23 protein-coding genes are annotated in these 26,233 nt (G+C 55.8%); 15 read left to right on the forward strand and 8 right to left on the reverse strand.

The features are described from left to right. Nucleotides 1-150: 150 nt before the first annotated feature. From coaBC to ACP5OT_RS15560, 11 genes are all read left to right on the forward strand, one after another. Nucleotides 151-1,389, forward strand: a complete 1,239-nt coding sequence (coaBC, locus tag ACP5OT_RS15510) for a bifunctional phosphopantothenoylcysteine decarboxylase/phosphopantothenate--cysteine ligase CoaBC (protein ID WP_428111732.1) — start codon at nucleotides 151-153, stop codon at nucleotides 1,387-1,389. Further along, nucleotides 1,386-2,438, forward strand: coding sequence for a HEAT repeat domain-containing protein (locus tag ACP5OT_RS15515; RefSeq protein WP_424676135.1), 1,053 nt, complete (start codon nucleotides 1,386-1,388; stop codon nucleotides 2,436-2,438). The genes coaBC and ACP5OT_RS15515 overlap by 4 nt, the downstream gene beginning before the upstream one ends. Nucleotides 2,439-2,453: 15 nt before the next feature. Next, nucleotides 2,454-4,622 (forward strand): glycosyltransferase family 39 protein, encoded by a 2,169-nt coding sequence (locus ACP5OT_RS15520; protein ID WP_428132633.1) that lies wholly within the window; start codon nucleotides 2,454-2,456, stop codon nucleotides 4,620-4,622. A 125-nt stretch (nucleotides 4,623-4,747) separates the two neighbouring features. Continuing rightward, the gene (locus tag ACP5OT_RS15525; RefSeq protein ID WP_424676133.1) at nucleotides 4,748-6,892 is read left to right on the forward strand and encodes a glycosyltransferase family 39 protein; all 2,145 of its coding nucleotides are present in this window, start codon (nucleotides 4,748-4,750) and stop codon (nucleotides 6,890-6,892) included. Nucleotides 6,893-6,929: 37 nt separating this feature from the next. Next, nucleotides 6,930-7,847, forward strand: coding sequence for a glycosyltransferase family 2 protein (locus tag ACP5OT_RS15530; RefSeq protein WP_428111736.1), 918 nt, complete (start codon nucleotides 6,930-6,932; stop codon nucleotides 7,845-7,847). A gap of 1 nt (nucleotide 7,848) precedes the next feature. Continuing rightward, on the forward strand, nucleotides 7,849-8,811 hold the full coding sequence (locus ACP5OT_RS15535; protein WP_424676131.1) for a lysylphosphatidylglycerol synthase transmembrane domain-containing protein: 963 nt from the start codon (nucleotides 7,849-7,851) through the stop codon (nucleotides 8,809-8,811). Further along, nucleotides 8,808-9,596 carry a class I SAM-dependent DNA methyltransferase gene (locus tag ACP5OT_RS15540; RefSeq protein WP_424676130.1) on the forward strand — a complete coding sequence of 263 codons (789 nt, stop codon included), beginning with the start codon at nucleotides 8,808-8,810 and terminating at the stop codon, nucleotides 9,594-9,596. Before ACP5OT_RS15535 ends, ACP5OT_RS15540 begins: the two co-directional genes overlap by 4 nt. Further along, complete coding sequence (locus ACP5OT_RS15545) at nucleotides 9,557-10,483, forward strand: asparaginase domain-containing protein (RefSeq protein WP_424676129.1); 927 nt, start codon at nucleotides 9,557-9,559, stop codon at nucleotides 10,481-10,483. The genes ACP5OT_RS15540 and ACP5OT_RS15545 overlap by 40 nt, the downstream gene beginning before the upstream one ends. A 100-nt stretch (nucleotides 10,484-10,583) precedes the next feature. Continuing rightward, nucleotides 10,584-11,303 (forward strand): bifunctional demethylmenaquinone methyltransferase/2-methoxy-6-polyprenyl-1,4-benzoquinol methylase UbiE, encoded by a 720-nt coding sequence (gene ubiE, locus ACP5OT_RS15550; RefSeq protein ID WP_424676148.1) that lies wholly within the window; start codon nucleotides 10,584-10,586, stop codon nucleotides 11,301-11,303. Between the two features lie 83 nt (nucleotides 11,304-11,386). Continuing rightward, nucleotides 11,387-12,166 (forward strand): DUF4230 domain-containing protein, encoded by a 780-nt coding sequence (locus ACP5OT_RS15555; RefSeq protein ID WP_424676128.1) that lies wholly within the window; start codon nucleotides 11,387-11,389, stop codon nucleotides 12,164-12,166. Between the two features lie 28 nt (nucleotides 12,167-12,194). Beyond that, the gene (locus ACP5OT_RS15560; RefSeq protein ID WP_428132636.1) at nucleotides 12,195-12,866 is read left to right on the forward strand and encodes a response regulator transcription factor; all 672 of its coding nucleotides are present in this window, start codon (nucleotides 12,195-12,197) and stop codon (nucleotides 12,864-12,866) included. Here the strand turns inward: ACP5OT_RS15560 and ACP5OT_RS15565 are convergent. The 6 genes from ACP5OT_RS15565 to ACP5OT_RS15590 all read right to left on the reverse strand — a co-directional run bounded on the left by ACP5OT_RS15565 (nucleotide 12,853) and on the right by ACP5OT_RS15590 (nucleotide 19,230). Beyond that, nucleotides 12,853-13,071 carry a hypothetical protein gene (locus ACP5OT_RS15565; protein ID WP_424676126.1) on the reverse strand — a complete coding sequence of 73 codons (219 nt, stop codon included), beginning with the start codon at nucleotides 13,069-13,071 and terminating at the stop codon, nucleotides 12,853-12,855. The genes ACP5OT_RS15560 and ACP5OT_RS15565 overlap by 14 nt on opposite strands. A 132-nt stretch (nucleotides 13,072-13,203) precedes the next feature. Continuing rightward, the gene (locus ACP5OT_RS15570) at nucleotides 13,204-14,127 is read right to left on the reverse strand and encodes an alpha/beta fold hydrolase (protein WP_428132638.1); all 924 of its coding nucleotides are present in this window, start codon (nucleotides 14,125-14,127) and stop codon (nucleotides 13,204-13,206) included. Nucleotides 14,128-14,130: 3 nt separating this feature from the next. Continuing rightward, entirely contained in the window at nucleotides 14,131-15,303 is a 1,173-nt protein-coding gene (galK, locus tag ACP5OT_RS15575) for a galactokinase (protein ID WP_424676124.1), read from the reverse strand. Between the two features lie 87 nt (nucleotides 15,304-15,390). Beyond that, nucleotides 15,391-16,899 carry an MDR family MFS transporter gene (locus tag ACP5OT_RS15580; RefSeq protein ID WP_424676123.1) on the reverse strand — a complete coding sequence of 503 codons (1,509 nt, stop codon included), beginning with the start codon at nucleotides 16,897-16,899 and terminating at the stop codon, nucleotides 15,391-15,393. 200 nt (nucleotides 16,900-17,099) lie between these two features. Beyond that, nucleotides 17,100-18,083, reverse strand: coding sequence for a patatin-like phospholipase family protein (locus ACP5OT_RS15585; RefSeq protein ID WP_424676122.1), 984 nt, complete (start codon nucleotides 18,081-18,083; stop codon nucleotides 17,100-17,102). Nucleotides 18,084-18,177: 94 nt separating this feature from the next. Further along, the gene (locus ACP5OT_RS15590) at nucleotides 18,178-19,230 is read right to left on the reverse strand and encodes a ParB/RepB/Spo0J family partition protein (protein ID WP_424676121.1); all 1,053 of its coding nucleotides are present in this window, start codon (nucleotides 19,228-19,230) and stop codon (nucleotides 18,178-18,180) included. Nucleotides 19,231-19,391: 161 nt separating this feature from the next. On the opposite strand from ACP5OT_RS15590, the gene ACP5OT_RS15595 reads away from it, so the two are divergent. Further along, nucleotides 19,392-20,135: an SDR family NAD(P)-dependent oxidoreductase gene (locus ACP5OT_RS15595; RefSeq protein ID WP_428132641.1), complete on the forward strand. Its 744-nt coding sequence runs from the start codon at nucleotides 19,392-19,394 to the stop codon at nucleotides 20,133-20,135. Between the two features lie 811 nt (nucleotides 20,136-20,946). After that, complete coding sequence (locus ACP5OT_RS15600) at nucleotides 20,947-21,294, forward strand: STAS domain-containing protein (protein ID WP_428111748.1); 348 nt, start codon at nucleotides 20,947-20,949, stop codon at nucleotides 21,292-21,294. Nucleotides 21,295-21,367: 73 nt separating this feature from the next. On the opposite strand, the gene ACP5OT_RS15605 is transcribed toward ACP5OT_RS15600, so the two are convergent. After that, a complete protein-coding gene (locus ACP5OT_RS15605) occupies nucleotides 21,368-21,562 on the reverse strand; it encodes a hypothetical protein (RefSeq protein WP_287907152.1) in 195 nt (64 codons plus the stop codon). Between the two features lie 227 nt (nucleotides 21,563-21,789). Here ACP5OT_RS15605 and ACP5OT_RS15610 point away from each other — a divergent pair, with 227 nt between their 5' ends. Continuing rightward, nucleotides 21,790-22,710, forward strand: coding sequence for a hypothetical protein (locus ACP5OT_RS15610; protein WP_424676119.1), 921 nt, complete (start codon nucleotides 21,790-21,792; stop codon nucleotides 22,708-22,710). Between the two features lie 93 nt (nucleotides 22,711-22,803). Next, a complete protein-coding gene (locus tag ACP5OT_RS15615) occupies nucleotides 22,804-25,548 on the forward strand; it encodes a TPM domain-containing protein (RefSeq protein ID WP_428132643.1) in 2,745 nt (914 codons plus the stop codon). Here the strand turns inward: ACP5OT_RS15615 and ACP5OT_RS15620 are convergent. Then, nucleotides 25,513-25,743 (reverse strand): hypothetical protein, encoded by a 231-nt coding sequence (locus ACP5OT_RS15620; protein ID WP_424676117.1) that lies wholly within the window; start codon nucleotides 25,741-25,743, stop codon nucleotides 25,513-25,515. The genes ACP5OT_RS15615 and ACP5OT_RS15620 overlap by 36 nt on opposite strands. Between the last annotated feature and the right edge of the window lie 490 nt (nucleotides 25,744-26,233).

Raw genomic sequence — 26,233 nt, forward strand, 5'->3', positions numbered from 1 at the left:
TAGCACAAGGTTTGTCGTTCTGCAAGAGTATTTTACCCCTCATCGGTCTGTATTGTGCTAAGCATCATCACGTGGCCCGTCCTCTCGGCAAGGACGTCAGATATGCTACAATGCGCCCGCAGAGAAGTTGCCTGAGTACAGGATACAACAATGGATACGCTGGCGGGTAGGAAGATAGTCTTAGGTGTATGCGGTAGTATTGCTGCCTACAAAGTCGCGCAACTGGCACGCGACCTGACTTTGGCAGGTGCATGTGTTGATGTCATTATGACGGAAGCTGCCGAGCGATTTCTCGGACCGGCAACGTTTCAGGCTCTCACCGGGCGTCCGGTGCTCACCGATATGTGGGCTTTGCCCGAAGATGGCGTGATCGGCCATGTGAGCCTTGGGATGCAAGCCGATGCCGTGGTGATTGCACCGGCGACGGCAAATACGTTGGCTCGGTTGGCTGCCGGTATTTGTGATGATCTGCTGACGACGACCGTTTTGGCGACCCGCGCACCACTGTTGATTGCACCGGCTATGAATCCGTCGATGTACGAGCATCCGGCGACCCAAGCCAATGTTGCGACGTTGCGCGCACGCGGAGCTTGCGTCATCGAACCGGAATTCGGTCGGATGGCCGAACCGGTGTTCGGACGTGGCCGTCTGCCCGAACCGGATGACCTGCTGGCCGAGATTCGCGCTTTGCTCGGTCGTCATAGCGGGCCGCTGCGTGGCCGGCACGTGGTTGTTACGGCAGGCGGTACCCGTGAGCCGATCGATCCGGTACGTTATCTCGGCAATCGGTCATCAGGGCAAATGGGCTATGCACTGGCGGCACGTGCCCGTGATCTCGGGGCAACCGTGACCCTGATCAGCGGACCAACGGCGTTACGTCCGCCGCGCGCGGTAACGTTTGTCGCTGTGGAGACAGCGCTTGAGATGCGTGCTGCGGTACAGGCTGCTTGTACCCACGCCGATATTCTCATTATGAATGCGGCAGTGGCTGATTTTCGCCCGGCACAAGTTGCCCCTGAAAAGATCAAAAAGCACGGTGAAGAGGGCTTGACCTTGCACCTGCTGCAGAATCCCGACGTTGTCGGTGAATTAGCCGCGCGTACCGACATCTTTAAGGTCGGATTCGCAGCCGAAACGCACGACTTGCTAGTCAATGCACGGAGTAAACTTCAACGTAAAGGCCTCCATCTAATCGTCGCAAACGACGCAATTGCTAGTATCGGACAACCTGATATTGCGTTGATCGTTCTCGATGGCGAGCAGGTGGTCGAATTGCCACGCCAGTCTAAAACTGAAGCCGCCGCTACCCTGCTTGATGTGATCGTAGCACGATTTGAGCAATGGCTGGCGACACGTCAGTCATTTGCCGGAGAGATGGGAGACCGATGACCACCGAACCACAACCGAATCAATCATCACCTGAACCATCACCAACGTCACGCGAGACTCGTCGGCTCACTGCACCGCGGTTACCACGCACTGCTGAGCCTAAAGCGTCATGCACGCCTTCACCGAGTGAGATTGATGAGTTGATCAATGCACTTGGTGATCCGAATCATCCACGTCACACTGTCGCCGTTGATGAATTGGTCGCGATTGGGCCTGCTGCCGTTCCGGCACTCTGTGCCGTTGTTGGGCCACATCAGCCGTGGTTGACGGTCTACCGCGCGACCGAAGTGCTCGCTCAGATTGGTGATGGTCGCGCGACCGGCCCTTTGATTGCGGCCCTGAACCATCAAAACGCGAATGTCCGCTGGGGAGCCGTGCGCGCACTCGCGCAAGTCGGTGATGTGCGGGCACTGTTTGCGCTACGCAAAGTTGCCCAGACCGATCAGGGTCGTACCAGTTGGGGCGAATCGGTTGCCGGAGTAGCTCAGAGTGCGCTTGATCTGCTGAATCGGCGCAGTATTTGGTCGCAGAGTCTTGAATTGATCAAACTAGCGATTGTGAGCGTGATCTTCTTACTCTCGATGGCACTGGCCTTCGGCGTGATCGGCACGCTCCGCAATGAACTTGATCAATTTGGGCGCTACGTACCAGGCCAAACCGAATTGCCGACCTTGGTATTGCCGACCACACGACCCACAGCAACCCCGCGCCCGACGCTTGCCGCCAATCAAACAGTGGGTCCACAGCCGACGACACAGGTTATCACCGGTACGGCATTGCAAGTGGCGAATGTGCGACCACTTCCCGGTACGAATAACCAACCGATTGGACGCATTAACGCCGGTGATGAGATTATCTTTATTGCCCGCACTGCCAACGGTCAGTGGTATCTGATCCGACTCGGCAATCAGCGGAGTCCCGACTCGTTTATCGCCAATCCTGATGGTAGCGGGACGGGGTGGGTAAATCAGGCGCTGGTGTCGCCGCCATCGGCTGACGTGCCGGTGCAAGAGCCGTTGCCGGTTACCGTGCCGACAGCAACCCCATAGCGGTAGATGTAAGCAGTGGTTGGCTTGATACGACATACACTGAACCATGCGCTGGGATGGGCTACGGTAGCAGTGCTCATCATTACCTTGCTCGGCCAGTTGCCGATGCAGACGACCTTTGACATCGGTCGTACCGATGCTGCGGTGGTGCAGGGGTTTGGTGAACCGGAAACAGGTGATCCATCGTCTGATGGTATGGTTAGGCGAGCGTTGCCGACAGCAGCACTGCGGATACCGCATGTTGGCGCACCGGCCACGCTCACAATCCGCTGGATGGCACCGGCTGGCACGCCCGTACTGATCGCGGTCAATGACGAAGCGCCGATCCAGCTCCTTGCCCGTGGCGGTTGGGAAGAGCATTCGTTCACAATCACAAGCGGCTGGCGAAAAGCGTTTGATCTGGTTGTGAGGATTACAACACCAGCACCTACAGCGAGCGTTTGGTTGGATCGCGTAACGCTTACCGCAACCCCACCGCTCTGGCCCTATCCGGCGCAACTCGGATATGCAGCACTCATCGGCGCACTGATCGGTAGCTTGTTGGCCCAGCGCCCGCGCTGGCAGCCACTGATTGCCATTGGTGGCTACGGCCTGCTGTGGCTGGTGCTGTACCGTATAAGTTCTTACCCGATCCGCTATCTCCCGGCGATAACGGTTGTCATGCTGGGCGCTATCTGGTTTGTCTGGCGTTGGCCCCAATTGGCAACGTATTGGCCGCCAGCGGTTACCCCGCTGCTAGCAGTCGGAGTGGCCGTTGGCTGGATGATCTGGCTCATACCGGCGATGCAGGCCCACGTCACACTGGCGCGTCCCGGGGTGGAAAATGACTTTCGCGTCTTTGCTACGCGCGATACGATAGCGACTATCTTTCAGGCAGATGGCTTTTACAACCTCGGTTATCCGTTACTCTTGTGGCTAGTACGACCACTGACATTCGACAATCCGTTTTTGGCCGGACGCCTGATCGCTCTGATCAGTGGTGGGTTGCTGATCGGCGGTAGTTATCTGCTAGCTCGCTGTTTTCTGGCTCCTGCGCCGGCTCTGCTGACCACCGTCTTCCTTGCATGGAGCGGGATGGTTGTGCAGTATGGTCTGCTGGTGGGCAGTGATATGCCATTTGCCGTCGCGTTTACGTTTGCGGTTGCCCTGACGCTGCACGCCGGACGTTCTTCGACGGGATGGATGGCAGTGCTGGCCGGAGTGTTGGCCGGGTTCGCGTTTCTGATACGTCACCCCGGTCTGTTACTTCTCGTGTGGGGAGCCGCTACCCTCTGGTACCTGAACAGACGACGCGCTGCATTCCTCTTTGTCCTTGGGTTTGGGTTAGCCGCAGCGCCCCAACTTGTCGTCAATACCGTGCAAACCGGTCAGCCATTGTTTAACCAACAGGCCAAAAATATCTGGTTGGCGGTGTACGCTAACACCGACTGGCAGCGATGGGATGAAGTTCCCAACAGTATCAGCCTACTTGAGGTTGTTGGGCGTGATCCGATCCGGTTCTTCACCAACTGGAGCCGCAATATCGTTGGTTTTCTGGGGGCAGGAGCCGAAGATGTGAGCGAGTTTGGTCGGGCCGATCAGTTACGTCTGTTAGGGTGGCCGACCAATTGGTTGGCTATCGGTGGGTTGGTAGTAGGCGGATGGCTGGCGTGGCACAAGCGAACCGATCGGTGTTGGTTGGCATTGTTGGCGCTGATCGGTTTGTACGTTGCCGCGATCAGTGTCGCTTTCATCTTACCACGCTTTTGGTTACCGTTGGTGCCGCTGTATGCGGTGGCGGCAGCGTGGGCACTTACCCACTTGCTAAACCGGCCACGTTCCTTATTAGCCGCAGGGTTAGGGCTGATCGTTTTGCTCTGGCCTGGACCACAGATGGCCGTCAGTGCGGTCTTGACTGCACAACCATCTGATGAAACAGGAGCTGTGGCATTGGTGCAGCAAACGATAACGACATCCGGGGCGCGCGTGGTTGCCGCGATCCCCGACCGTCTGCCGTTGGTGAAGTATTCAGCGATTGCCCACCTGATTACCGAGCGTGTCCCACTAACAGTTACTTTTGCCGAATTACAGGCGCTGCATGCCGATTATGTACTTTGGGATAATGCTCAAGGCGAACCACCGTTGCCTACGCCAAACCAACGTCGAATCGGTGATGGACGGTTTACCTTGTATCGAGTACGCTGATCAAATGACCGTTCTCTTATCGTGCCCGGTCTGTACGTAATATGTGTCCGACTACGAGCGTATGCTCCTCTTGTTAATCTCTGGTATCATAGCACGGATAAAGGCAGAGCCGATAGCAGACCGTCATGGATTATTCGTCGACGTGCACATCAGCCATTGAACAATTGCAGCGCAGGCCGCTGACTCGCCTGCACGCACTGATCCGACAACCGGTCGTTTGGCTGGTCCTCTTGATGATGCTGGGTCTCGGCTTACGACTATGGTTTTTAGCCGTCAACCGGATCGACCCGCGCTTTTCCGCCGCCGATGACGGCGATTATTACGCGCGTGCGTTGCAGTTCGCCGTTACCGGTGAATACCACGACAACTCGTGGTTGGTACGCCCACCCGGCCACATCTTCTTCTTTGCGGCCATGCTGAAGATCGGTCTTTGGTTAGGAGATCCGGCAATTGGCATCTCCTTAATTCGGGCCGTGCAGATCGGATTATCGATCGCCCTGATCCCGCTTGGCTATGACATAGCGCGGCGTCTATTCGACCGGCGTACCGGTGTGATCTTTGCCACAATCCTCGCCATTTGGATGCCGATGGTTGAATTGCCGGCCCTGATATTGAGTGAGCCTCTCTTCTTCAGTATGCTGGTGATCCACGCATGGATGCTCGTGCGTTGGCGTGACGAACGACGAGCACGTTGGTTGATCGGGGCCGGTATCACGCTGGCGTTGGCTGCTCTGGCGCGCTCACCCGGACTGTACGGTGTACCGTTTGCGGTACTGTTTATCGCTCTGAGCGTATGGCAAGCTGCGCATCAACTGCGTCTTCGGCGGGTGATTCTGGCATTGCTGAGCTTCTTACTGCCATTTGCAATAACCATTGCGCCGTGGACGATCCGTAATTATCTCCTGTACCACGATCTCATCGTGGTTGATACACTCGGCCCGGTTAATCTGTGGATTGCGATGAGCGATGCTGTGCATGAAGGGCGGGGTGAAGGCGAGGCCAAAGGGATATTGCTACAAATTCCACAAAGTGAGCGGCAACGTTTCATCAGCGCTGAGCTGCGAAGGATTTTACAGACAGAACCTTGGCGATTTATTCGCAATTCCTGGCCGCATTTTCAACATATTTGGAAAGCTCAATTTATTGAAGACTTTCTTGTTAAAGCGAGTTTCTTTACCCGTCCGTTGCGCTCAGTATGGCCGCTCGGTCTTATCGGCGATCTGATATGGTTCGCGTTTACCGTCGCTGCACCGTTTACACTACTATCACGCCTGCGCGAAGGAGCCTTCCGCCTTATTGCCCTCGGTTGGATTGGGTATACCTGCCTTATGGTAATGCTCACCCACGTCGAGCCGCGTTATCTCTTGCCCATCTGGCTCTGGTTAGCACTCTATGGCGCAGCAGCATTGGCTCAAATTGGTCAACAGCCGTTGCACTTCGAACGATATAGCTGGGCAGGGCTGGCGGTAAGCATAGCGCTTGTCGCGCTGATTATCGGCTACCGCGATTACCCGCAGATCATTCGGCACGGTATCGCGCGCGAACAGGCGTGGATGGCTGCCCAACAAGCCCTCGCCCGCAATGACCCTGCGGCGGTCGAGCAGGCATATCAGGCAATGTTAACTGCCGATCCCGATTTTGCCGATGGACGTGCCGATTTTGCCCGTTGGCTTCTCGCCCAAGGTCGCTATGATGAGGCGTGGCAGGTGATCGGTGATTACCAAACCCACCGTGGTAATTTAATCCGTGGGGCATTAGCCCGTGCCCAAGGAGATGACGAAACGGCAAAGTTACTTCTGCGCAACACTGAAGAGTTGGCCGGTGAGGATGTTCAGCGGCTAGCCCTCGAGTGGCTTTCACCATCGCCCACGTTTGTTCTTACCCTCGGCAACGATCTCGACCTCGGCTACGTGATGGGATTTGCCCTCGGTGAACAGGTGGGTGATACGACGTTTCGCTGGTTACACCGTGAGGGTATCATTCGTTTGCCGGTACCAACCTTGCTGACCGGTACCGAGATCATCGCGCTCCGGCTCGCTGCCCCCCAACCAACGCCCCTCACCGTAATGGTCGGTTCCCAAGTATACCAGATCACCGTTGTACCGGGCGGTTGGCGGGTGTATCTTCTACCACTCCCGGCAACAACCCGCGGTACCGATGAAGTGGTTATCACGCTACAGGCGCCAACGTTTGTACCGTACCGTCAATTTGCCGATAATACCGATGCACGCCCGCTGAGCGTGATGGTAAACCAAATAGCCATACGATAAAGGTTGGACCATACAGCCTATGCAAACTACGCCTCATATGACGTCGATCGTAGCCGGCGACTATCCCTTCACGGTGAGTGTTGTCATTCCGGCTTACAATGAAGCCCATGGTATCGCCAAGGTTATTGAGCGCATCCGCACTTACATACCTACCGCCGAAATTATTGTGGTCGATGATTGCTCACACGACGACACGGCAGCCGTCGCACGAGCGGCAGGTGCTTGCGTCATTCGTCATCCCGTTAACCGTGGTAACGGCGCCGCGGTGAAGACCGGCATCCGCCGTGCTCATGGTGAGGTGGTGTTGCTGATGGATGCCGATGGGCAGATGGATCCGCGCTATATTCCAGACCTTCTCAATGGGATTGCTGCCGGTTACGATATGGTTGTCGGCGCGCGTACCCGCGATACCCAGGGTGACTCCATCTTCCGTCGTCTGGGGAACCGGGCGCTTGATGCTCTCGGTAGCTATCTGGTTGAGACCGAGGTCCGTGATCTCACCAGTGGGTATCGGGCAATCCGCCGTGAGGTGATCATGGAGTTTATCAATTTGCTCCCCAACCGTTACTCATACCCAACAACCAGTACGCTTGCCTTGCTCAAAGCCGGTTACCTCGTCGGCTATGTCCCGGTGATGGGTCAGCGACGGCAGGGTGGGCGGAGCGGACAAAAGTTGCTGCGCAATGGCATTCGTTTTGGTTTGATCATTCTTCGGATCGTTTCGCTATTCGCACCCTTGCGCATCTACCTGCCGGTAGCCCTTGTGATGCAGGTCTTTGCGTTCATCTCCTTTCTCATCAGTTTCTTTCTCACCGATCCGTTCCGCTTCCATATCCCTAATTCAGCAGTCGGGTTATTCGTCGGCAGTATTATCATCTTCATGTTCGGACTAAATGCCGAACAAGTGGCGGCGTTGCGCTTCCAACGTCCACCGCACGTTCAACAAGAGGACTAGTATGGCGCGCCCGTGGTTCTCATGGTTGCTGCGTTTAATCGGGCCGGCGCTGTTGATCGGGTTTTTGGCGACGAGTGATCTACGCTTACTCTGGGAGATCCTCCGTGCAGCAGAACTTGCGCCGATCGTACTATCGCTGGCGCTCATGCCACCGTTTGTCATTTTTAAATCATGGCGCTGGACCCAAATCCTCCGCGCAATGAACATGTCGCTCGATTTGCCTTCAGCCTGTGCCCTTTACACCGTCGGTCTTTTTTACGGTACGACAACGCCGGGGCAAGCCGGCGATCTGCTCAAAGCGGTCTATTTGCGTGAACGAGGCTTACCGACGGCGCCGGCCCTGCTCTCGGTAGTGCTTGATCGACTGTGCGACCTGATCATCATGGCGCTCCTAGGGATGATCGGCGTCTTTGCCTTAGGCCAACTGTTGCCAAGTCGTGAACTCCAACAACTGATCGTCATCGCAATGGGTGTCGGTTTGATCGTTGTGACAACGCTGCTCACTGCTCGCAAGCCGCGCTCATGGCTCTTAACCGAGGTGTTGCCTCGCGTAGCGCCACGCTTACGTACCCGTCTTGACCATTGGAATGAACAGATGCATAGTCTCACCATCACACCTCGGCTGGTCATTGTGGTGAGCGGTGCGACCCTCCTCTCGGTCGCTTTTACCTTTACCCGCCTGTGGCTGCTCTTTCTCGCCCTCGGTCTTACAGCTATTCCACTGCTGGTGATCGTTGGCTCTTCGGCGTTGATTGCAGTGTTGCAAGCGTTGCCCATTTCAATTGGTGGAGTGGGCGTGCGTGATGTGATCCTTATCGCGATCCTTACCGCCTATGGCTATACCCAAGAACAAGCGCTTGCCCTTTCGACCACTTTCTTGCTGATTAACATCGAACATACGCTGGTCGGTTTCATCGTCTCATTCTGGTACCCTCTCGGTCGGAGTGGTACAATATCCCTATGACTTACGAACGTTATGCGACCGTGTACGACAGAAGTGGTCAAATCCGCTTTGCCGTTCTGACCGCTATGTACCTGAACGAGATTTTACAGCGCCATCCGGTCACGGGTCGGCGCATGCTCGACATAGCATGTGGGACCGGCACTCTGTTGGCAATTCTCGCCGAACAAGGTTGGACGGTGGCGGGCATTGATGCCTCAGCCGCCATGTTAAGACAAGCGGCCACCAAACTTGCTACCGTCACAAGTGAGGGTGAGTTACGGCAAGGTGACATCCGTCACATAGCCGATATAATGCCGGCACAGACGTTTGATCTCGTAACGTGTACCTATGATAGCCTTAACTATCTGCTCAGCCCCACCGATCTGGCCGCTTGCTTCCGGGGGGTTGCCCATGTGCTGGTGCCGGGTGGATTGTTCGTTGGCGATATGAATACCCGTCACTTTCTGGCCGTTGATTGGGAGACATGCTTACTCCATGAACAACCGGGATATGTGCAGATAGAACGTTCTCATTTCGAGCCGGCAAGTACCATCTCAACGATGTGGCTCACCGGCTTTATCGGTAATGATGACGATGGGTACGAGCGCTTCGATGAGATTCACATTGAGCGCGCGTATCCGCCTGAACAGGTTGCCGCACTGATGTCCGATGCCGGTCTTGTCATCGAAGGGTGCTACGACGGCTTTACGTTTCAATCGCCTTGTGCTACGACCCAGCGTATCCATTGGGTCGCTCGAAAACCGTTATGCCAAAACTGCTCATTCTCTCAACCGGTGGTGCGTTAGTTATTCGACGGGCACTAGGTAGCCGTGACGAACAGTCGCTGACGTTACGCCCCGATCTTGCCGTGACCGTTGAAGAATTTGCTAACTTGCCCGGTAGCCATCTGACGCCACAGCAGGTATTTGCATTAGCCCAACGTATTCTGGCGGTGCGCGAAGGATACGACGGCATTGTCGTTGCCTCCGGGAGCGACACCTTAGAGGAAACGGCGTACCTGCTCGATCTCCTGTTACCCGACGGCCCACCACTCACTATAACGAGTTTACCGCGGCTTAACGCCAGTGGCGCATTTGCTTCCAACGGCTTATCGGCAGCCATTTCTGTTGCGACTACACCGTCGGCAGCCAATCTCGGCGCATTGGTAGTCGTTGATGATACCATCTACCCGGCACAGTCGCTCCAGACGCAGTTTAGTCAAGGTGTCGGCATGTTTACCGCTGCCGGCGGCGCCCTGGGGCGGGTAGAAGGCGATCACGTCTGTTTTCGTTACCGTCCACTGAACCGTCAGCATATCGCCGCCCCCCGCCTGGTTGAGCCGGTTGATCTGATCCGGGTCGGACAAGGCGCTGATGATAGACAGTTGCGTCATAGCATCGCCGATAATGTGGCCGGGATCGTGATCGAAACGTTGGGGAGCGGACGAGTGCCGCCATGGTGGTTACCGACAATCGGTGAAGCCATCCGGCAGCGCATTCCGGTAGTCGCGGTGAGTCGGGCTGGTGTTGGTGGGTTGGGAGACGAATTTGGCTTCGTCGGGGCTTACCACGATCTGCGCAAGCTTGGGGTAATCTTTGCCCACGATCTGAGCGGGATCAAAGCGCGTCTTAAACTGATGGCGGCACTCGCTGTAGCGCGCTCGCCGGCTGAATTGCGCACACTCTTTCGCTAATTATTGGTGAGACGCATAACCCTCCGCCGGTATGGTACTGAACGGCGCAAAACGACATGCGAACATAACAGAGGTTTCCATGGTAGAGGATCGAACCGCAATGAATGTGTTACCACCCCTAGAAGAAAAAGCGGCGTATGTCGAACGGATGTTTGCCCGCATTGCCCGCGGCTACGATCGGGTTAATCGGGTCATGACATTCGGCTTAGATCAAGGTTGGCGACGAAAAGTAGTTGAATACGTAGCGCCACCAGTCAATGGGCGTGCGCTTGATGTAGGGACCGGCACCGGCGATTTTTTGCCCGAACTCGCAGCGTGGGCGCGCGAAGGGATCGTGATTGGGATCGACTTTACCGTACCGATGATGCGTGCCGGTCAGCCAAAGATCGCCGATCTGACGGCCAATGGGCGGGCCTTCTTCATCGCCGGTGACGCACTACAGTTGCCTTTTCCCGATAATACCTTCGACTCCATTACGACCGGCTTCGTGTTACGAAACGTCGTTGATATACCTGCGGCGCTACGTGAAATGTATCGGGTAGCTCGCCCCGGCGCGATGATGGCCTGCCTTGAAGTGGCTCGTCCGCGTAATCCGATTATCCGCTGGGGGCATCGTCTCTACTTCGAGCAGGTGGTGCCGTGGATCGGCGCACTGCTCGGCGGCGATCGGCGCGCGTATACCTATCTGCCACAATCGGCACGTCTCTTTCCCTCGCCTGACCGTCTAGCCGAGATGATGCGCGAAGCCGGTTGGCGGTATGTCTTTTATCGGCTGTACGGTCTTGGCGCTGTCGCTATCCATGTTGGGGCGAAGGTGTAACGACGCATGCGTAGCGGGTAAGGCGTCGTTTCTATTCTTGCCGTCACGGAAAGGGTAAGCAGATGTACCACGATGACGACGATATGATGCGACGACGTACACAACGGCTCGACCGGCTGCGTCGGCAACGCGAATGGATCAATGATGAATTATTCGATGATATGCCACCGCTACGTTATCGATCACGTTCAACCGGGAGTATTTCACCACAACTTGCCTTCCTCGTGTTGATCCTGCTGATCGTCGCTGTTGGTGGCTTCTGGTTCATGCAACGTATCAACGAACTCGGTAGCAGCGTGCCGAGTTTGCAAGTGATCGTGCAAACACCGACACCGCAGATCATTAGTGGTACGGCGGTTGTCCAGCGTATTCAGCAATTGAGCCGGCTTGAAACGAGTAAGTACACGATCGAGCGCGTCATTGACATTCGCCAAGGCAGCAACATTCCGATTATTGGCGACTGGCTGGCCGGTGATGCCATTCTGCTGATTGCCCACGGTACCGTGGTTGTTGGGGTCGATCTGAGCCAACTCACCACTGATGATGTAACCGTATCGCCTGATGGGCAACGCATTACCGTGCGCTTACCGCCGGTACAGGTGCTGAGCGCAACCCTCGACAACAGCAAAACGCGCGTCTATAGCCGTGAGCGTGGTCTCTTTGCGCCGGAAAACCCCAATCTTGAAACGCTGGCCCGGCAGACTGCCGAACAGCAGATCCTGCAAGCCGCCTGTGAGGATGGCATTATGGAGCAAGGTACGCGCAATGCTGAAATCGCCATCCGCCAGTTTCTCGGTCTGATTGACAATGTTACGGTTGAGGTCATCACCTCGCCGCCAGGTGAATGTCGGGTCATGCCTTGAGCGCAAGATCGGTTTCGGTTATGAGAGTATGATGAGAGTTCCCTATGGTATGCTGCTCGGTGGCTTGGGTAGCTATGTCGATAGCTACCTTTCTTCACTCCTGGCCGATGCCGGTTATCAAGTGTGGATGGCGATCGGTCAGCAGGCGGTGTTAGATGCTCTGAGTCGACAAATTGATGTAGCGCTGATCGATCTACCGGGAAGCAACTATCTCGATCAAATAATTACCTTACGTGCTGACTTTCCCGGTATCCTTTGCATCATCGGCCCACGTAACGACCAATTGATCGTTACAACGCTTGAAAGCGGCGCCGACGATTACATTCCACGTCCGTTTCGGGGTGATGAGTTACTGGCTCGCATACGGGCGCAGTTGCGGCGGTGGCAACGCTATCTGCCACCGCCGTTCGCAATTGGTCATTTTTACTTCGATCTTGCGCAACGTACCGTTACGTATGCAGGAACACCCCTCACCCTCGACCTGTCAACGTTTACGTTGCTCCGTGTGTTAGCGGAAAAGCCGTATCACATCTTCCCTGCTGACGAAGTGGCCGATCTGGTCTGGGGACGCGGGAACGAGCATCGTCATCAACTACTTGCCCAGACATGGCTAAGGTTGTGTCAACAACTCGACAATGCACCTGAACTGTACGGCAACCCTACGCAAGGACTAGGCCTAACAAGTCCTAACGCGGCATAACCTGCGTGACGACGCCCATAATATAGCTCACTCGTACCGGATCACCCGCCTGCGGATTCGGATAGATGCTCTCGATGCCGATCCGTGCTCGAATCGGTTGTGTTTCGCCTTCGTGGTGGAAAGTGATGTCATAAAACAGGGTACCGTGAATATCAACGCGCTGCACGGTGAGCAGCACGGCTTCGCGCATACCGGTTACGATCATGGCTGATTGCTCCTTGAACGTTCAATTAAGTGATAGTTAAGAAAAAACAACCACCGCGTTGGGTGCAGTGGTTATTTGCCATGTCACGAGCAAAGACGCGGGAAATTATACTGCTAGTAGGTGTAGTCTGTATCAGTGGGTAGATTGAGAAGGTGTGTTCACCGATGTCCCTGTAATGTCACGGGCAACATCATGAATGAAAGCGGCGACCTCGCGTGGTCGTTGTTGTTGTGGCATATGACCGCAATTCGGCAAGATCAACACTCGCGCATTCGGTATATTGGTACAAAAGAAATCGCGCGACTCACGGGGGATAAAGTGGTCGGCGTCGCCCCAAATCATTGCCACCGGTACCCGTAACGACCGCAGCTCTTCGGGGTACAACATATCACGCTCATCAATTGCGGCCACAAACTGGGTGACCGGATCACGCCGGAAGATCATCCACAACCCTTCACCGGCAAAATACAATGGTAAGGGTGGTCGCCCGTACATCTGACGCAACACAGTGCGAACTGCTCGCTTATCGGGCAACTCAATAGCTTGCAAGAACGGCTCCCACGACTCACGCCCACGCAAGAGCGCTCCGCCCGGCGCAAGTAAGACGATACCTGCCACCAATTCAGGCGAAGCCAGAGCGACGCGCACCGCGATCCATCCCCCCATCGAATTACCTACCAGCAACGTAGGCCGACCGATCACATCGCGGATCATCGCCTGGACCAGTGCTACTTGCTGGGAAATCGTGGCGTAACGCTGGCCGGGAGGAAAGCCACTCAGACCAAAACCGGCCAAATCGAGTGCATACACCGGGCCAATATCGGTGAGGCGTGGCATCACAAATGACCATGTTTGGGCACGGTCGGCAATACCGTGTAACAAAAGGATTGGCAATTGGCCATTCCCTCGTGCTGGCATCAGATAGTAATGGGCGCGGATACCGGCTAAGCGCCGTTCGTGACTCGTCGCGCCTAACCGTAACAGCATCCGATGACTAATCCCGTAGATCAGGGGAACGGCTGCCGTTGAGAGGGGCGTTAACAGCTTACCCACCATCGCCTATTCCTCCTCACTCGCATAAACGCACGAAACACCGGCGCCCGCCGTACAGACCAACGGTTGTAGAGTACGTCCGGTTCGAATGGCATAACCGGCGATCATCGCCGCGACGAACTCATCGACCTTCTCTGCTTCGACCAACGAGACGGTACTACCGCCAAAGCCACCCCCGGTCATGCGGCTGCCATAACACCCCGGTGCAGCCAGTGCCAGGTCGACCAGCGTGTCAAGTTCGGCGATACTGACGCGATAATCGTCGCGCAGACTTTGGTGTGACTCAATCATGAGTTGTCCCATCTTCACCACATCCCCGGCGGCAAGGGCATCGGCGGCGGCCAACGTGCGTTCGTTCTCGCTCACAACATGGCGGACGAGCGGCAGCAGTTCTGGCGGGAGCAGATGACCGTACTCGGCGAGATCGGTCGAACGGACATCGCGAAGCGCTTGGATCTTGCCCAACGCCAGACGCAGGATGCGGACCGCCTCCTCGCAACCGGCCCGCCGCTGATTGTATTCAGAACCGGCCAGACGGTGGCGCACACCACTATCGCACACGACAACCCGCACACCGGTGGGAATTGGTATCGGACGATAGCTCAAGTCGCGGCAATCGATCAACAGTGCATGACCGGCCTCGCCCAGGGCAGCGATCAACTGGTCCATAATCCCACAATTAACGCCGACGAATGAATGTTCAGCACCTTGCGCGAGCAACGCCAGTTCCTCACCGAGCAAGTTGATCTGGTTGAGTAGTTGGAACGTATAGCCAACCGCCACTTCAAGAGCTGCCGACGACGAGAGACCACTACCGGCGGGTACATCACTATCGATCAAGAGATCGGCCCCACGCAGGGGCAAATCACGGGCTAACAATCCTTTAGCCACTCCCCGGATGTAATTCACCCACTGGCGCTGCGTATCACGCACGATGTGATCGAGATCGAATTGATCCTCGTCACGGAATTTAACGCTAAATACACGCACAATTCGATCATCACGTGGACGAGCAGCCACATAGGTTGCCCGATCGAGCGCCATTGGAAACACGAAACCATCGTTATAGTCGGTATGCTCGCCGATCAAATTAACCCGACCGGGAGCACGCGCGATTCGGGTAGGTGGTTTGCCGAAATACCGCTCAAAGGCAGCATAAATCGTCGATAATTCAAACATAACACTACTCCCCATACGGCCCGGATGGCCTGCGTGGGGAGTATAGCATCGGTAGGCGCAATAGTGCAACGTATGACATTGCCGATGCTAATCGGCGCCCGCTTGTTGCGCTGCTGCGGCCATACCATCGGCATACTCGCGTTTGCGACGAAGATCATTAGGGCTGTGTGCCGGAGCAAAAAAGGTCACGGCTAAGGCTGCCAGCGCAAAGAGCAACGGTGCCGTAAATACAGCCGCAAGTGCTGCTGCCAGTGCCAGGCGCGGCTCGCCGGCCAATACCACCGTTGTTGCTCCTTCGCCGAGCAAGGCATCAACCGGTATGGCATCAGGTTGCAGACCACGTATGGCCAGTTCGGTAGCTAATCGGTTGGTCAACAGCGTCCCTAGTACGGCCACACCAATCGTTCCTCCAATGGTGCGTGCGAATTGTAAGCTTGCCGTTGCCGCACCCAAAACGCTTCTTGCCACCGTACTTTGCACGGCGATCAAGAACGAGGGAATACTCGCTCCCATGCCGATGCCCATCAATCCCAGTGCCACTGCCAATTCCAGTTGGCTCATCTCAGGACGCAGACGAGCCATCATGAGTGCGCCAACGACGAAGATTATCATTCCCCCTATGACCAACGAACGGTAACTAAACCGCAATAACAACCGACCACCGATAATGCTGGTACATACCCAACCCAGCATCATTGGCGTTAGGGTGGTGCCGGCTTCGGTTGCACTGGCCCCTAATACGCTTTGGGCAAAGAGTGGAACATAATTCATACTACCGAACAGCACACCACCGGCCAGGATACCGTGTAGACACGCAACGGCAAACATTCGTTCACGTAGTAAACGCACCGGTAGAATGGGGGCCGGCGCCCGTAGCTCGACCATAACCAAGAGTGCTAACGTCGCGGCGGCAGCGCTAAGCAAAGCAATTCCCCGCAGCGAAGACGGTTCATTAAGGCCGAGCAACAACGACACAACACCTACACTCAGCAATGCAGCACCGGCATAGTCAATGGGTGGTCGTGTACCGGCCATCCGAACCGGATCACGCCATGCCATCCACACGAGCGCCGCAACAATCGCAGCCGGCGGTAAATTGATCCAAAAGACCCAATGCCACGAAATCTGATCGACCAGAAACCCACCGATCAGTGGGCCGATCACCGAGCTGACACCCCATACTCCCGAAAAGAGACCCTGGACCTTCGCCCGTTGCTCAAGCGTAAAGATGTCGCCCACGATAATGAATGCCAACGGCAATAACCCACCTGCACCCAATCCTTGGAATGCACGGGCCATAATCAATTGAGGCATGGTGGCTGCCAACCCACACCACAGTGAACCCAGGCTAAAAATAGCAATGGCCGTGAGGTAGACCGGTCGCCGACCAAACAGGTCCGACAAGCGACCAAATATTGGCCCGGCAGTAGTCGAAGTAAGCATATAGATGGCGAATACCCAACTGAAACTGGTAATATCGCCAAGGTCACGCACAATACTTGGCATAGCCGTTGCAATGACCGTCGATTCCATCGAAGCCATAAACAAACTCATCATCACACCAAGTGTGATCAAAACGGTGCGTTGGTGGGTCACAGCATACTCCTTCGGCGACACAATACGACGGGGAAATCGGATAGGTGAACAGTCCAATATTGTTTTGATAAACGATACCGCAAGATTGAAGTTCGTGCAAGGGGGAGAATCACGGGTACGTGTCAGCCTGGCGAGACGCTAAAGCAACCGCAACGATGGTTCTGGTCGCGGTAGCCTCAGCAGCCGGTCGGCACGTAACTTCAGCGTACCATCGAAACGGCGGGCCGACGATAGGCAGGCAAAGCAGGGAAACGTGGTGGGCGAGCCGGCTTGGGTTGAGCAGCCAATTGCATACCTTTACGCCACAGACGAAGATCGATCAACTCGCCGGCTACCTCACGCGCAGCCTCGACCCCGATTGCAAACCCTTTCTCAGGCGTCGTCAAATCAAGGGTCGCAATAGAACTCACATCAGGCTGGATCAGCAGATCGGGCGGGTACTGTTGTAAACGCAATTCGGTCGCCTCTGCCATGAGCAAACTCAATGCCCGTTGAGCGACAGCGAACTGCTTAGGAGCGAACATCAAGCGAGAAAAGAGATTGTCGTGCTCTTCTGGTTGGAGGGAAAAATCGGCGTTCGCATCACGCAAATCAACCGCGATAACCCGCTGCGCCCCCATCTCATAGGCAACATCAACCGGCAGGTTATTCAAAATCCCGCCATCGGCCAGCAGCATCTCGCCATACGGCACCGGCGGGAAGAGCGCCGGCAATGCCGTTGTCGCGAGCAACGCCGGCACCACCGGTCCCTCGCGGAGGACAACCAACTCACCACTGACCAAATCGGTTGCTACGACGGCACAAGGCAGCCGGAGATCGGCAAAGGTACGATCACCGAGCAGACGGCGCAGCATCTCCTCGCGTCGGCGTTGACCAATGATGCCGGTACCGGTTGGATCAGGAATGGCAATCCGACGAAGGGCGCTCTGGCGAAAGACCTCTTGAATCGCGTTCAGATCAAAACCGGCTGCGTAGAGCACGGCAACTGCGCCACCTGCCGACGTCCCAACGATCAGGTCAATCGGGATCTCCAACTCCTCGATCACTTGTAACACACCGATATGGGCTGCACCTTTGCCACCGCCACCGCTCAGTGCCAAACCAATCCGCCGTTCCTCTGGTGGATTGGCGGTCGGTCGGAATCGTTCGCGGATGTGATTGAGCCATTGAGTTACATGTTTCATAACTCAAATTATACACCCGTTGCTCCACCGATGGGTAGCGACTTGTGGCCGATTATTGGTCGTGCATGCAAGTACTGCGGTCGTTGCCGGCAGTTTACTCGTCATCGATCGGCAGGTTATGCTGACGAGCAAGATCACGCAGGGCGTGAGTCAGGCTTTCAAACTGACGCAAGAGCAGACGTACTTTGAACACCGCCCCTTCGTCGCGTTCGATCCATTTTGCCAGATCGCCATCGAAAACGGCACGAGCCAGCCGATCACTTTCATCGACCATCTGGTCGAGTGAGCGAATGCGAAACACTCGCGCTTTATTTTTAGGCTGGTTTTCAATCGTCTCTTCAACCACTGTCAAGTACTCATCGGCGCTCGTTTCCTCTTGTTCCCACTCTTCATCATCCGCCGTCAGATCGGCTATCGCCACCGATGTGTGGTGCAGCGGCCCACCACTACTGACGTCCGGCGTCGCCTTTGTCCGCAACTCAGCACCCTGTTCGAGGGCCTGTAGCGCGATTTCAAGTGTCAAGTTCGGGTTCGCGGCGAAGTACGTGGTAAGCCGACTCAGTTCGGTCGCCGACATCCCTTCTTCAACGGCAAATCGGGCCAATTCAATCTGGGTTTTCGGATTAGTGATGCGGCGCAGATGTTGGGCCTGGGTCACATTCAGTTCACCGCGCCGGATCATCTGCTGCACCTCTTCAGGTAGTTCAAGCAGGCCTAAATACCGACGCACCGTCCGTGCCCCTAGCCCTACGGCCTGCCCGACTGCCTCATCGAGTTCGCTATCGGGAAGTTTGCCGCGTGTCGCAACGATATGTTCACGCAGACGGGCAAAGGCGCGTGCCTGCTCGATATCATTGAGGTCTTGCCGCTGCACATTTTCGATCAATTGACGTAAGAGTAGGTCGGGGTCATCGTTATCGAGGACAATGCATGGCACTTTACTCAGACCGAGCTGGATTGCCGCGGCCCGTCGTCTTCCGCCGTACACCACTCGGTAGCGCCCGCTCCCGATCGGCGTCACCCCTATCGGCTGCAACAGCCCATATTCAGCAATTGTCGCCGCTAATCCGGCCACATCACCCGGCTCCTCGCGCACTCCGGCCGGATCGATCTCCAATTGGCGCGGATCGAGGTAGAGTAGCTGCATTGGGAATGCTCCCGTTAACAACGCAATGACCGGTCAACACCGGTCATTAGCTCCTATCCGAACAAGTGTACCAAGTATAGCAGGCTTGCTCTATTCTGGCAACTCGGCTACAATGGTCTTGCCTACATTATTAGTTGATAGTTGATAAAACAGTATCTTCCATGTTCGATCTTTCTAACCGAACTGCCATCGTGACCGGTGCAGGGCGTGGCATTGGCCATGCTATCGCTGCTGCGCTCATTGCCCACGGTGCGCGCGTTGCCCTCTTCGACCGCGATCCAACGTTGCTCACCGATGCAACGGAGGCGCTCGGTGCGGCCACGCTGAACACTGTAGTCGATGTAGCCGATGCTACCAACGTACAAGCAGCCATCGAGACGGTGATCGAACAGTGGGGACACATTGATATTCTTGTTAACAACGCCGCAATTTTGAGCACAAAACCTTTTCTCGAATTGACCCTATCAGAATGGGAACAAACGTTGGCGGTTAATCTCAACGCACTTTACTATACATGTCGTGCCGTTGTGCCGACCATGATCGCCACCGGCTACGGTCGCCTGATCACCATCGCTTCGGTCGCCGGTAAACGGGGTGGTGGCATTCTTGGTAATGCTGCATATAGCGCGGCGAAGGCCGGCGCCATTGGGTTGACGAAAGCCCTGGCTCGCGAACTTGCCCCTTACGGTATTACCGCCAATGCGATCTGTCCTGGTCCCGTGGAGACACCTCTGCTCATGGCAATGACGGCAGAACAACGCACACGTGCTCAAATGCTTATTCCGCTTGGACGATTTGCTCACCCGACTGAAGTGGCGGCAGCCGTCGTCTTTTTGGCTTCGGCGGAAGCTGCGTTCGTCACCGGTGAAACGCTCGATGTTGATGGCGGTATCACAATGGATTAATGACAAATCGCCATTCGTTCCTCGTTCGTACCGTATGGTACGATTGTTCTGTATCAGGTAGTGACACGGCGAGGCTGCCATGCACGAATCTTCTTTCGCGACCCTGTCAGTTGCTCAAGTGCGTCAACTCCAGCGCTTTTTCCTGTGGGTTGTCGGCATCGTGGGCGCAGTCGCTATTGTCGCCACTGTAACCGCTCTGATCTGGCAAACATCAACCTTGATCGCTCTCATGATCCTCGATTGGGTGTTAGTCGTAGGTCTGTTGCAGGCTTGGGCACAGACGCGCAGTGGGCAGGTACGGGTTGCACTCACAACGGCGTTTGTTGCGATGATCGGTTACGGATTAATCGGAGCTATCGTTGTACCAAGTTTGGCGAATTTGATGGCCTTTGCTCCGATTATCGCGGTTGTGTCAATGTTGCCGTTTCTCAGCGGGGTAATGCTCAGACGGTTACTGATCATTGCGTGGATTGCCGTTATTGTTACCATGTTACTGGGTACCCAAATCCGTCTGTTACCCCCTATCCCGGATGTTCTGACAAAGCCGTTCCAAGTTGTCGGTGTACTCAGTATCAGTGCTATCCTCTTGTTACAACTGTGGTTGTTTCACGAACGCTTGTTCGGTGTGATCAACCAATTGCGGCTTGTGAATGAGGACCTGCAACGCGAACGAGCCAGTTTGCAAGAGCGGGTAGCGCAGCGTACCGCCGATCTCGAGCGAGCCTTGGCCGAAGTTGAACATCAAATGGCCGAACAAGCTCGCCTGCTCTCTGAAAACGAACGTCAACGTGAGTTGATCCGTGGCCTGAGTATGCCGGTGTTACCGGTGAGTAGTGAAACCTTAGTTATGCCGTTGGTTGGCGAACTCGATGAGAGTCGGATCGCGTTAGCGCAAGCGACGGCGTTGCAGGCAATTGATCAGATGCATGCCCGCCATCTCGTCCTTGACATCACCGGAATGCCGTTTGTCGATACAACGGTGGCCGGTGGTCTGATCCGCTTAGTTCAAGCAGCAAATCTCCTCGGTGCGCGGGTGACACTGGTGGGGGTGCGCCCAGAGGTGGCGCAGACGATGGTTGCACTCGGTATTGACCTTGCCAGTGTTGCGACGGCTGCCGATCTGGCGTCGGCTTTGCATCGTGAGCCGATCACGAAATAATGTCAGTACGGTAGATAACCGCAAAGGCGCATGTTGGAATTGCGCCTTTGCGCTGTTGACTGCTGCGATCCGTTCATCGGTACGAACGATTTTGGCGCCGACGCTGTCGTTCAGCCAGCCAGCGATCAAAGGCCTGTGACAATTCGCGCCAGTTGAAAATCTTGACGTCAGGTGCAACTTTGTTCCGCTGGATGATCACCCACGACCATAAGATAGCTTGTCCGATAAAGACAAAGATGACAATGCCGACCATAATCCAGAAGTCCATCGCTCGCCTCCTGTATGCATCCACGTTTGACATATCATACTGCGATTGTGCAGTGAATGCAACAGCGTGAAGGGTAGCATTTTCTTCATGCATGATACCGCTTCCACTCGTTGTCGGCTAGTCTTTACGTGAGATAGCATCCTTGCTATCTCGCTGCTATAATCACCGTACAAGTCATTCCGGCATTGTCGTACCGGCAATGTGGCTGAACGAAAGGAAGATCGTTCGTGAGATATGTTGGTCTCATCCTCATCTCGATACTGTTGGTGGCGTGTACTCCCTCGCCAACCCCGACACCAACCCCGACGCTTACCCCGACCACTCCGCCACCCTCGATAACCCCGACCCCGCTGCCAACCCCGACCCCGCTGCCAACCCCAACTTCGGCGGTAGCACCGGCGGGTAGTGCGATTCCGGCAGCGATCCGGCAAACGGCAGCCATTGACACCTACCGCATGCAGTTAACGATCAACGGCAGTGGGCTGGTCGGTGGGTTTAACCTGGGAAGCACGAACACGGAACTGCTCGCGCTCGATGCTCGTTTTGCCGGTGCTGATGTATCCTTTACCTTACGCGGTTTTCTGGCTGCATTCCTCGGTGCTGATGTTACGCGTGGTTTGCAGGCAATCACGGTGCGTGGTGTGAGCTATGTGCGTGGGCCGTTGACGTTCCTCGGCGCGCCCGACGATGTGTGGTATCGACTAACCGCCGAGCAGAGTGTTATCGCCACACCACCGGTTCAAGTCGACACGACATTGTCGGCAGTCGGCAATGCGGGAGCCGATTTCAGCCGTTTTACTATCGGTGAGGTTGCCGAACGTGATGGCGTACCGTGCCAGGCGTATCTCGGCGACCGTGATGCGACAACTGCGCTTTTTGCCAGCCTGGGTGCAGTTGGGTTACAAACTCAGTTGCCGGAAGGTACCGTTACCGATGCGGCCACTACCATCTGGGTGTGCGAAGATGGGTATTTGCGCCAGTTGTCGATCACGTTTCGTGGGACGACAACCGATCCACAGGGGCAAGCCCAACCTTTCTCTTTCGCCCTTGATGTTGAACTGAGTGAGATCAACGGCAATATTACGATTACGCCACCGCCAGATGCCCGTGATTTGCCTGCACCTGGCAATACTACGCTGCGTCCGTAGCCCCAACCGGCATGCAACGTCGTAGCTCGTTTGGACGTACTGTATATATCGCTCTAGCTAACGTCCTCTCACTACGGCAAAAGGAGAAAGTTCATGCGGCTGATACACCATTGGTTATTCGGTTGGTTGCTCGGTCTTATGTTTATCACATCCGTGTGGGCACAGGGCCGGCTCGTACTAATCGATCCCGGCAACCGACTCAACGACTCGGCAGTGCAGGCGGCAGCCGAACCGTTGCTGCGACGTGGGGCGCAAGTCGCCGTCTACGTCGTTGATCGCGGTAACGAAACCGATTTTGAGCGTCGCTTGATTGCTGATGGCCTCGGACGCAGTGATGGTTCTGTGCGCTCGAATCTGATTGCTATCTACGTCGCAGTGAACGATCGCTACAGTGCGATTTTCTTCGGTGACGAATGGAATGCAGCGCTGGCGGTGAATGATAACTACGAGACGATCCGCTTGAACCACCTGAACCCTGGCCTTGCCGCCGGCAACTTTACCCGCGCTATTACCGATGTGCTCACTGCAATTGAATCTGCGATTGTCAATCCGCCGCGCCCTGGTGGTGGAGTTACGATTGTAGCCGATCCAACACCGGTCGTCTTCGGTGCATTAGGCCTCATCGGTACTGTGGCTGCGGGGGCTGGTGTGTACACCGTGTACCGTCGCCGGAAGACTCGACTGGCTGCTGAGCAACGATTGCAGCGTGCGCGTGAGCAGATAGGCACTCTGATTGTCCAACTCGGTCAGCGGTTTGCAAATGCTACCGAGAAGGCGAAGTTTGATCGCATTTCGTACCCCTCCGATGCTGTAGCCGAGCTTGCGCAGATGCAGGAATCGGCGCAGCGTCTGTTTAACGAGCTGAAAGTTGCGTTTGATGAGATCGGTGAACAGCTCAACCGTGAAGCTAAACCGTCGTTGGCCGACCTTGATACAGCAGCGTTGGCGTATGAACAATTACAGGAGAAAGTAACCGCCGTTAACGAACGCTTGAGGGCCATCGAACAACGTCGAGCCGACCTTGATGCGCTGATGCAACAGGCGCAAGAGGATGTGAACCGCGCAAAAAAACTTCTGACCGACGTCGCTAAGCGTTTGCCGCAGTTTGGTAATGAGCTATCCGATCATGCCGCTGTGTTGGCTCCGATTCAACGAGTCTTGACACAGGCGGAAGCTGCTTTGGAACAGCGCGAAGCTCATGCTGCAATGACTGCGGCACAAGCGGCGTCGGCGATTACTCAGCAACTTACCGAGATTCTTGAACGGTATTCAACCACTCGTACCGCAATTGCTCAAGGTCGGCGTACTGCCGAGCAGTTGGCGAGTGAAGGGTATCGCATGGACGCCTGCCATGCAGCGCTTGACACGGCTCGTGCAGCCCTTGATCGCTTGGCCGTAGCATTGCAACAGGGCGACCTTAAGGCAGCAGCGACGATCATTCATGAAGCAGAAACTGCGTTCAACCGCGCGCGCCAAGAGGGCTTCGATTTACCGGCCATCCGCGCCGAGAATGAACGACGCATTGCGGCATTGGCCGAACGTGGGCCGCAAATCAGCGAACTCATTGCTGCCGGACGCGAAGCGTTTGATCTCGTCGATGAGTTTGCCGAAAGTACGTGGTCGGATATTCGTGGCAACGGTAGCGAAGCCGAAGCCGCAGCCGAACGGGCCTTCGAGCACTGGGAGCAAGCAAAGGCGGCCAATACCATGGAAGCGCAAGCGTTCTTGGAAGCCCGTTCATACCTCGATGCTGCCGAACAGGAGCTTACCCACGTAGAACGTCTGATCACGGCGATTACCGACCGTCTGCGTGCGCTGGAAGAGGCGCGAAAGATTGCCCGCGATCTGATCGCCGAAGCTGAGCGCTCGCTGCAAGCAGGTCGCACATTTGTCGCGGCACATGACGCTGATGTCAGTCCGCAAGCCGATGAACTCTTGGCACGAGCTGCTGCTCTGTTACAAACTGCACAGGCCGAGATGCAGAAAGAGAAACCGGATTGGTTGCAGTTGGCGTGGGCCGCCCGTGAGGCCAACCAATTGGCCGATCAAGCGTTGACCAATGCCCTTGATGAAGCTGAACAGACGGCACGCTTGCAAGAGCGGGTGCAGCAGGTGCAACAATTAGCCACGGCTGAGGTGCAGAAATTGGTGAATTATGCCACCGTTCATGATGCTGATCTGACACCGGCCACCCGCCAGCAGATAAAGCAAGTCCGACAACAGGTTGAAGCGGCGTTTACCCTGCTCCGCCGCGCCGAATCGTATGAAGATGCTGCCCGCCGGCAGGCATTGACAGACGTAATCCAGCGCTATCAAGCACTCGCCGAGGCGGCTAAGATGGCATATCACGCTGCCTACACCGATGTGCAACGGCTTGAAGAGTTACGAACGGCTCTTAATCGGACATTGCAAGAGGCACGCCAACGCCTCGACCAGATCGAACGATTGAAGGCAACTGCTTCCCGCGCCTCAGTGATGGCGGTCGCAGATAAATACACCGCCTTACGGCAGCAGTTCAATCAAATCAGGTTGCCGATTAACGGCGAAGATGCACTCCATGCTGCACTGGTGAAGGCACAGGCGATAGCCGGCGAAGCAGCCGAGTTATTGATTGCCTTGCAGCCACTGCAACCATCGTGGCAGGCAACCGATAGCGTCGCCACAACGATCATTCGCACAACCGGTGGCTGGGGATACAGCCGGAGCTGGAGCGGCTCGTCGAGCCGTTCATCGTCGTCGAGGAGCGGGTGGAGTAGCCGCGGCGGTGGCGGTGGTTCGTTTGGCCGCGGCGGTGGCGGTGGTTCATTTGGGCGCAGCGGTGGTGGTGGTGGTTGGTAGCTCGAGCAGCACCGGTGTTTCGTCCGTAAGAGTCTGCCACGGCATAAGGTTATCGTCGTTGACTGCCGGTGTTGGTGCGGTTAGTAGCCGATGGGGACCATAGCGAAAAAAGAGACCGTGCTGAGCACAACGGAGATAGACCCCCTCAGGGTTCAACGACTGATGGCAGCGAGGGCAAACAAGATTGGTATGCATAGATCTCCTCCTAAATCGCACGCCGCCCGACCCTACTGGGTGAGCGGCGTTGCATTGACCGGCATCGTTACCGATAGATAATTTCTTCTTAGCTATTGTACAATATTATGGCTACTGTGTACAGCCACTAATTCTCAGGTTTGGACACGTACTGGGACGGGGAAAGCACCAACGCAGCGCAGGCTGCCAACGCAGTGTTAGTTCTGCCACCATACATGACATGAGATGAAATGTGCCATTGTTGCCTTAGCAACACAAACACGTCCGAAGCGTGTCTCTCTTACTTGCCCTTGTTGCGCTGCGCTTTGTCATTTCGCGCGTAGCGAGGAATCTACCAATCCGGCTCACTCCGATGCCCCCCTTTTGTCATTTCGCGCGCAGCGAGCAATCTTGCCATCCGATGCACTTCGCTTACCGTGACCGGCTCTAAAGATGTCTCGCTTCGCTCGCCATGACACGGGGAGGATGACGCGCGGCGCTCGCTATCCCA

Origin of the sequence: Chloroflexus sp. (assembly GCF_049970315.1) — a bacterium.
Taxonomy (GTDB): Bacteria; Chloroflexota; Chloroflexia; order Chloroflexales; family Chloroflexaceae; genus Chloroflexus.

What these genes read in the sequence shown, in the direction of transcription:
- coaBC (WP_428111732.1), top strand. Translation starts at nt 151, where the DNA reads ATGGATACGCTGGCGGGTAGGAAGATAGTCTTAGGTGTATGCGGTAGT.
- ACP5OT_RS15515 (WP_424676135.1), top strand. Translation starts at nt 1,386, where the DNA reads ATGACCACCGAACCACAACCGAATCAATCATCACCTGAACCATCACCA.
- ACP5OT_RS15525 (WP_424676133.1), top strand. Translation starts at nt 4,748, where the DNA reads ATGGATTATTCGTCGACGTGCACATCAGCCATTGAACAATTGCAGCGC.
- ACP5OT_RS15530 (WP_428111736.1), top strand. Translation starts at nt 6,930, where the DNA reads ATGACGTCGATCGTAGCCGGCGACTATCCCTTCACGGTGAGTGTTGTC.
- ACP5OT_RS15535 (WP_424676131.1), top strand. Translation starts at nt 7,849, where the DNA reads ATGGCGCGCCCGTGGTTCTCATGGTTGCTGCGTTTAATCGGGCCGGCG.
- ACP5OT_RS15540 (WP_424676130.1), top strand. Translation starts at nt 8,808, where the DNA reads ATGACTTACGAACGTTATGCGACCGTGTACGACAGAAGTGGTCAAATC.
- ACP5OT_RS15545 (WP_424676129.1), top strand. Translation starts at nt 9,557, where the DNA reads ATGCCAAAACTGCTCATTCTCTCAACCGGTGGTGCGTTAGTTATTCGA.
- ubiE (WP_424676148.1), top strand. Translation starts at nt 10,584, where the DNA reads ATGAATGTGTTACCACCCCTAGAAGAAAAAGCGGCGTATGTCGAACGG.
- ACP5OT_RS15555 (WP_424676128.1), top strand. Translation starts at nt 11,387, where the DNA reads ATGATGCGACGACGTACACAACGGCTCGACCGGCTGCGTCGGCAACGC.
- ACP5OT_RS15560 (WP_428132636.1), top strand. Translation starts at nt 12,195, where the DNA reads ATGATGAGAGTTCCCTATGGTATGCTGCTCGGTGGCTTGGGTAGCTAT.
- ACP5OT_RS15565 (WP_424676126.1), bottom strand. Translation starts at nt 13,071, where the DNA reads ATGATCGTAACCGGTATGCGCGAAGCCGTGCTGCTCACCGTGCAGCGC.
- ACP5OT_RS15570 (WP_428132638.1), bottom strand. Translation starts at nt 14,127, where the DNA reads ATGGTGGGTAAGCTGTTAACGCCCCTCTCAACGGCAGCCGTTCCCCTG.
- galK (WP_424676124.1), bottom strand. Translation starts at nt 15,303, where the DNA reads ATGTTTGAATTATCGACGATTTATGCTGCCTTTGAGCGGTATTTCGGC.
- ACP5OT_RS15585 (WP_424676122.1), bottom strand. Translation starts at nt 18,083, where the DNA reads ATGAAACATGTAACTCAATGGCTCAATCACATCCGCGAACGATTCCGA.
- ACP5OT_RS15590 (WP_424676121.1), bottom strand. Translation starts at nt 19,230, where the DNA reads ATGCAGCTACTCTACCTCGATCCGCGCCAATTGGAGATCGATCCGGCC.
- ACP5OT_RS15595 (WP_428132641.1), top strand. Translation starts at nt 19,392, where the DNA reads ATGTTCGATCTTTCTAACCGAACTGCCATCGTGACCGGTGCAGGGCGT.
- ACP5OT_RS15600 (WP_428111748.1), top strand. Translation starts at nt 20,947, where the DNA reads ATGCCGGTGTTACCGGTGAGTAGTGAAACCTTAGTTATGCCGTTGGTT.
- ACP5OT_RS15605 (WP_287907152.1), bottom strand. Translation starts at nt 21,562, where the DNA reads ATGGACTTCTGGATTATGGTCGGCATTGTCATCTTTGTCTTTATCGGA.
- ACP5OT_RS15615 (WP_428132643.1), top strand. Translation starts at nt 22,804, where the DNA reads ATGCGGCTGATACACCATTGGTTATTCGGTTGGTTGCTCGGTCTTATG.
- ACP5OT_RS15620 (WP_424676117.1), bottom strand. Translation starts at nt 25,743, where the DNA reads ATGCATACCAATCTTGTTTGCCCTCGCTGCCATCAGTCGTTGAACCCT.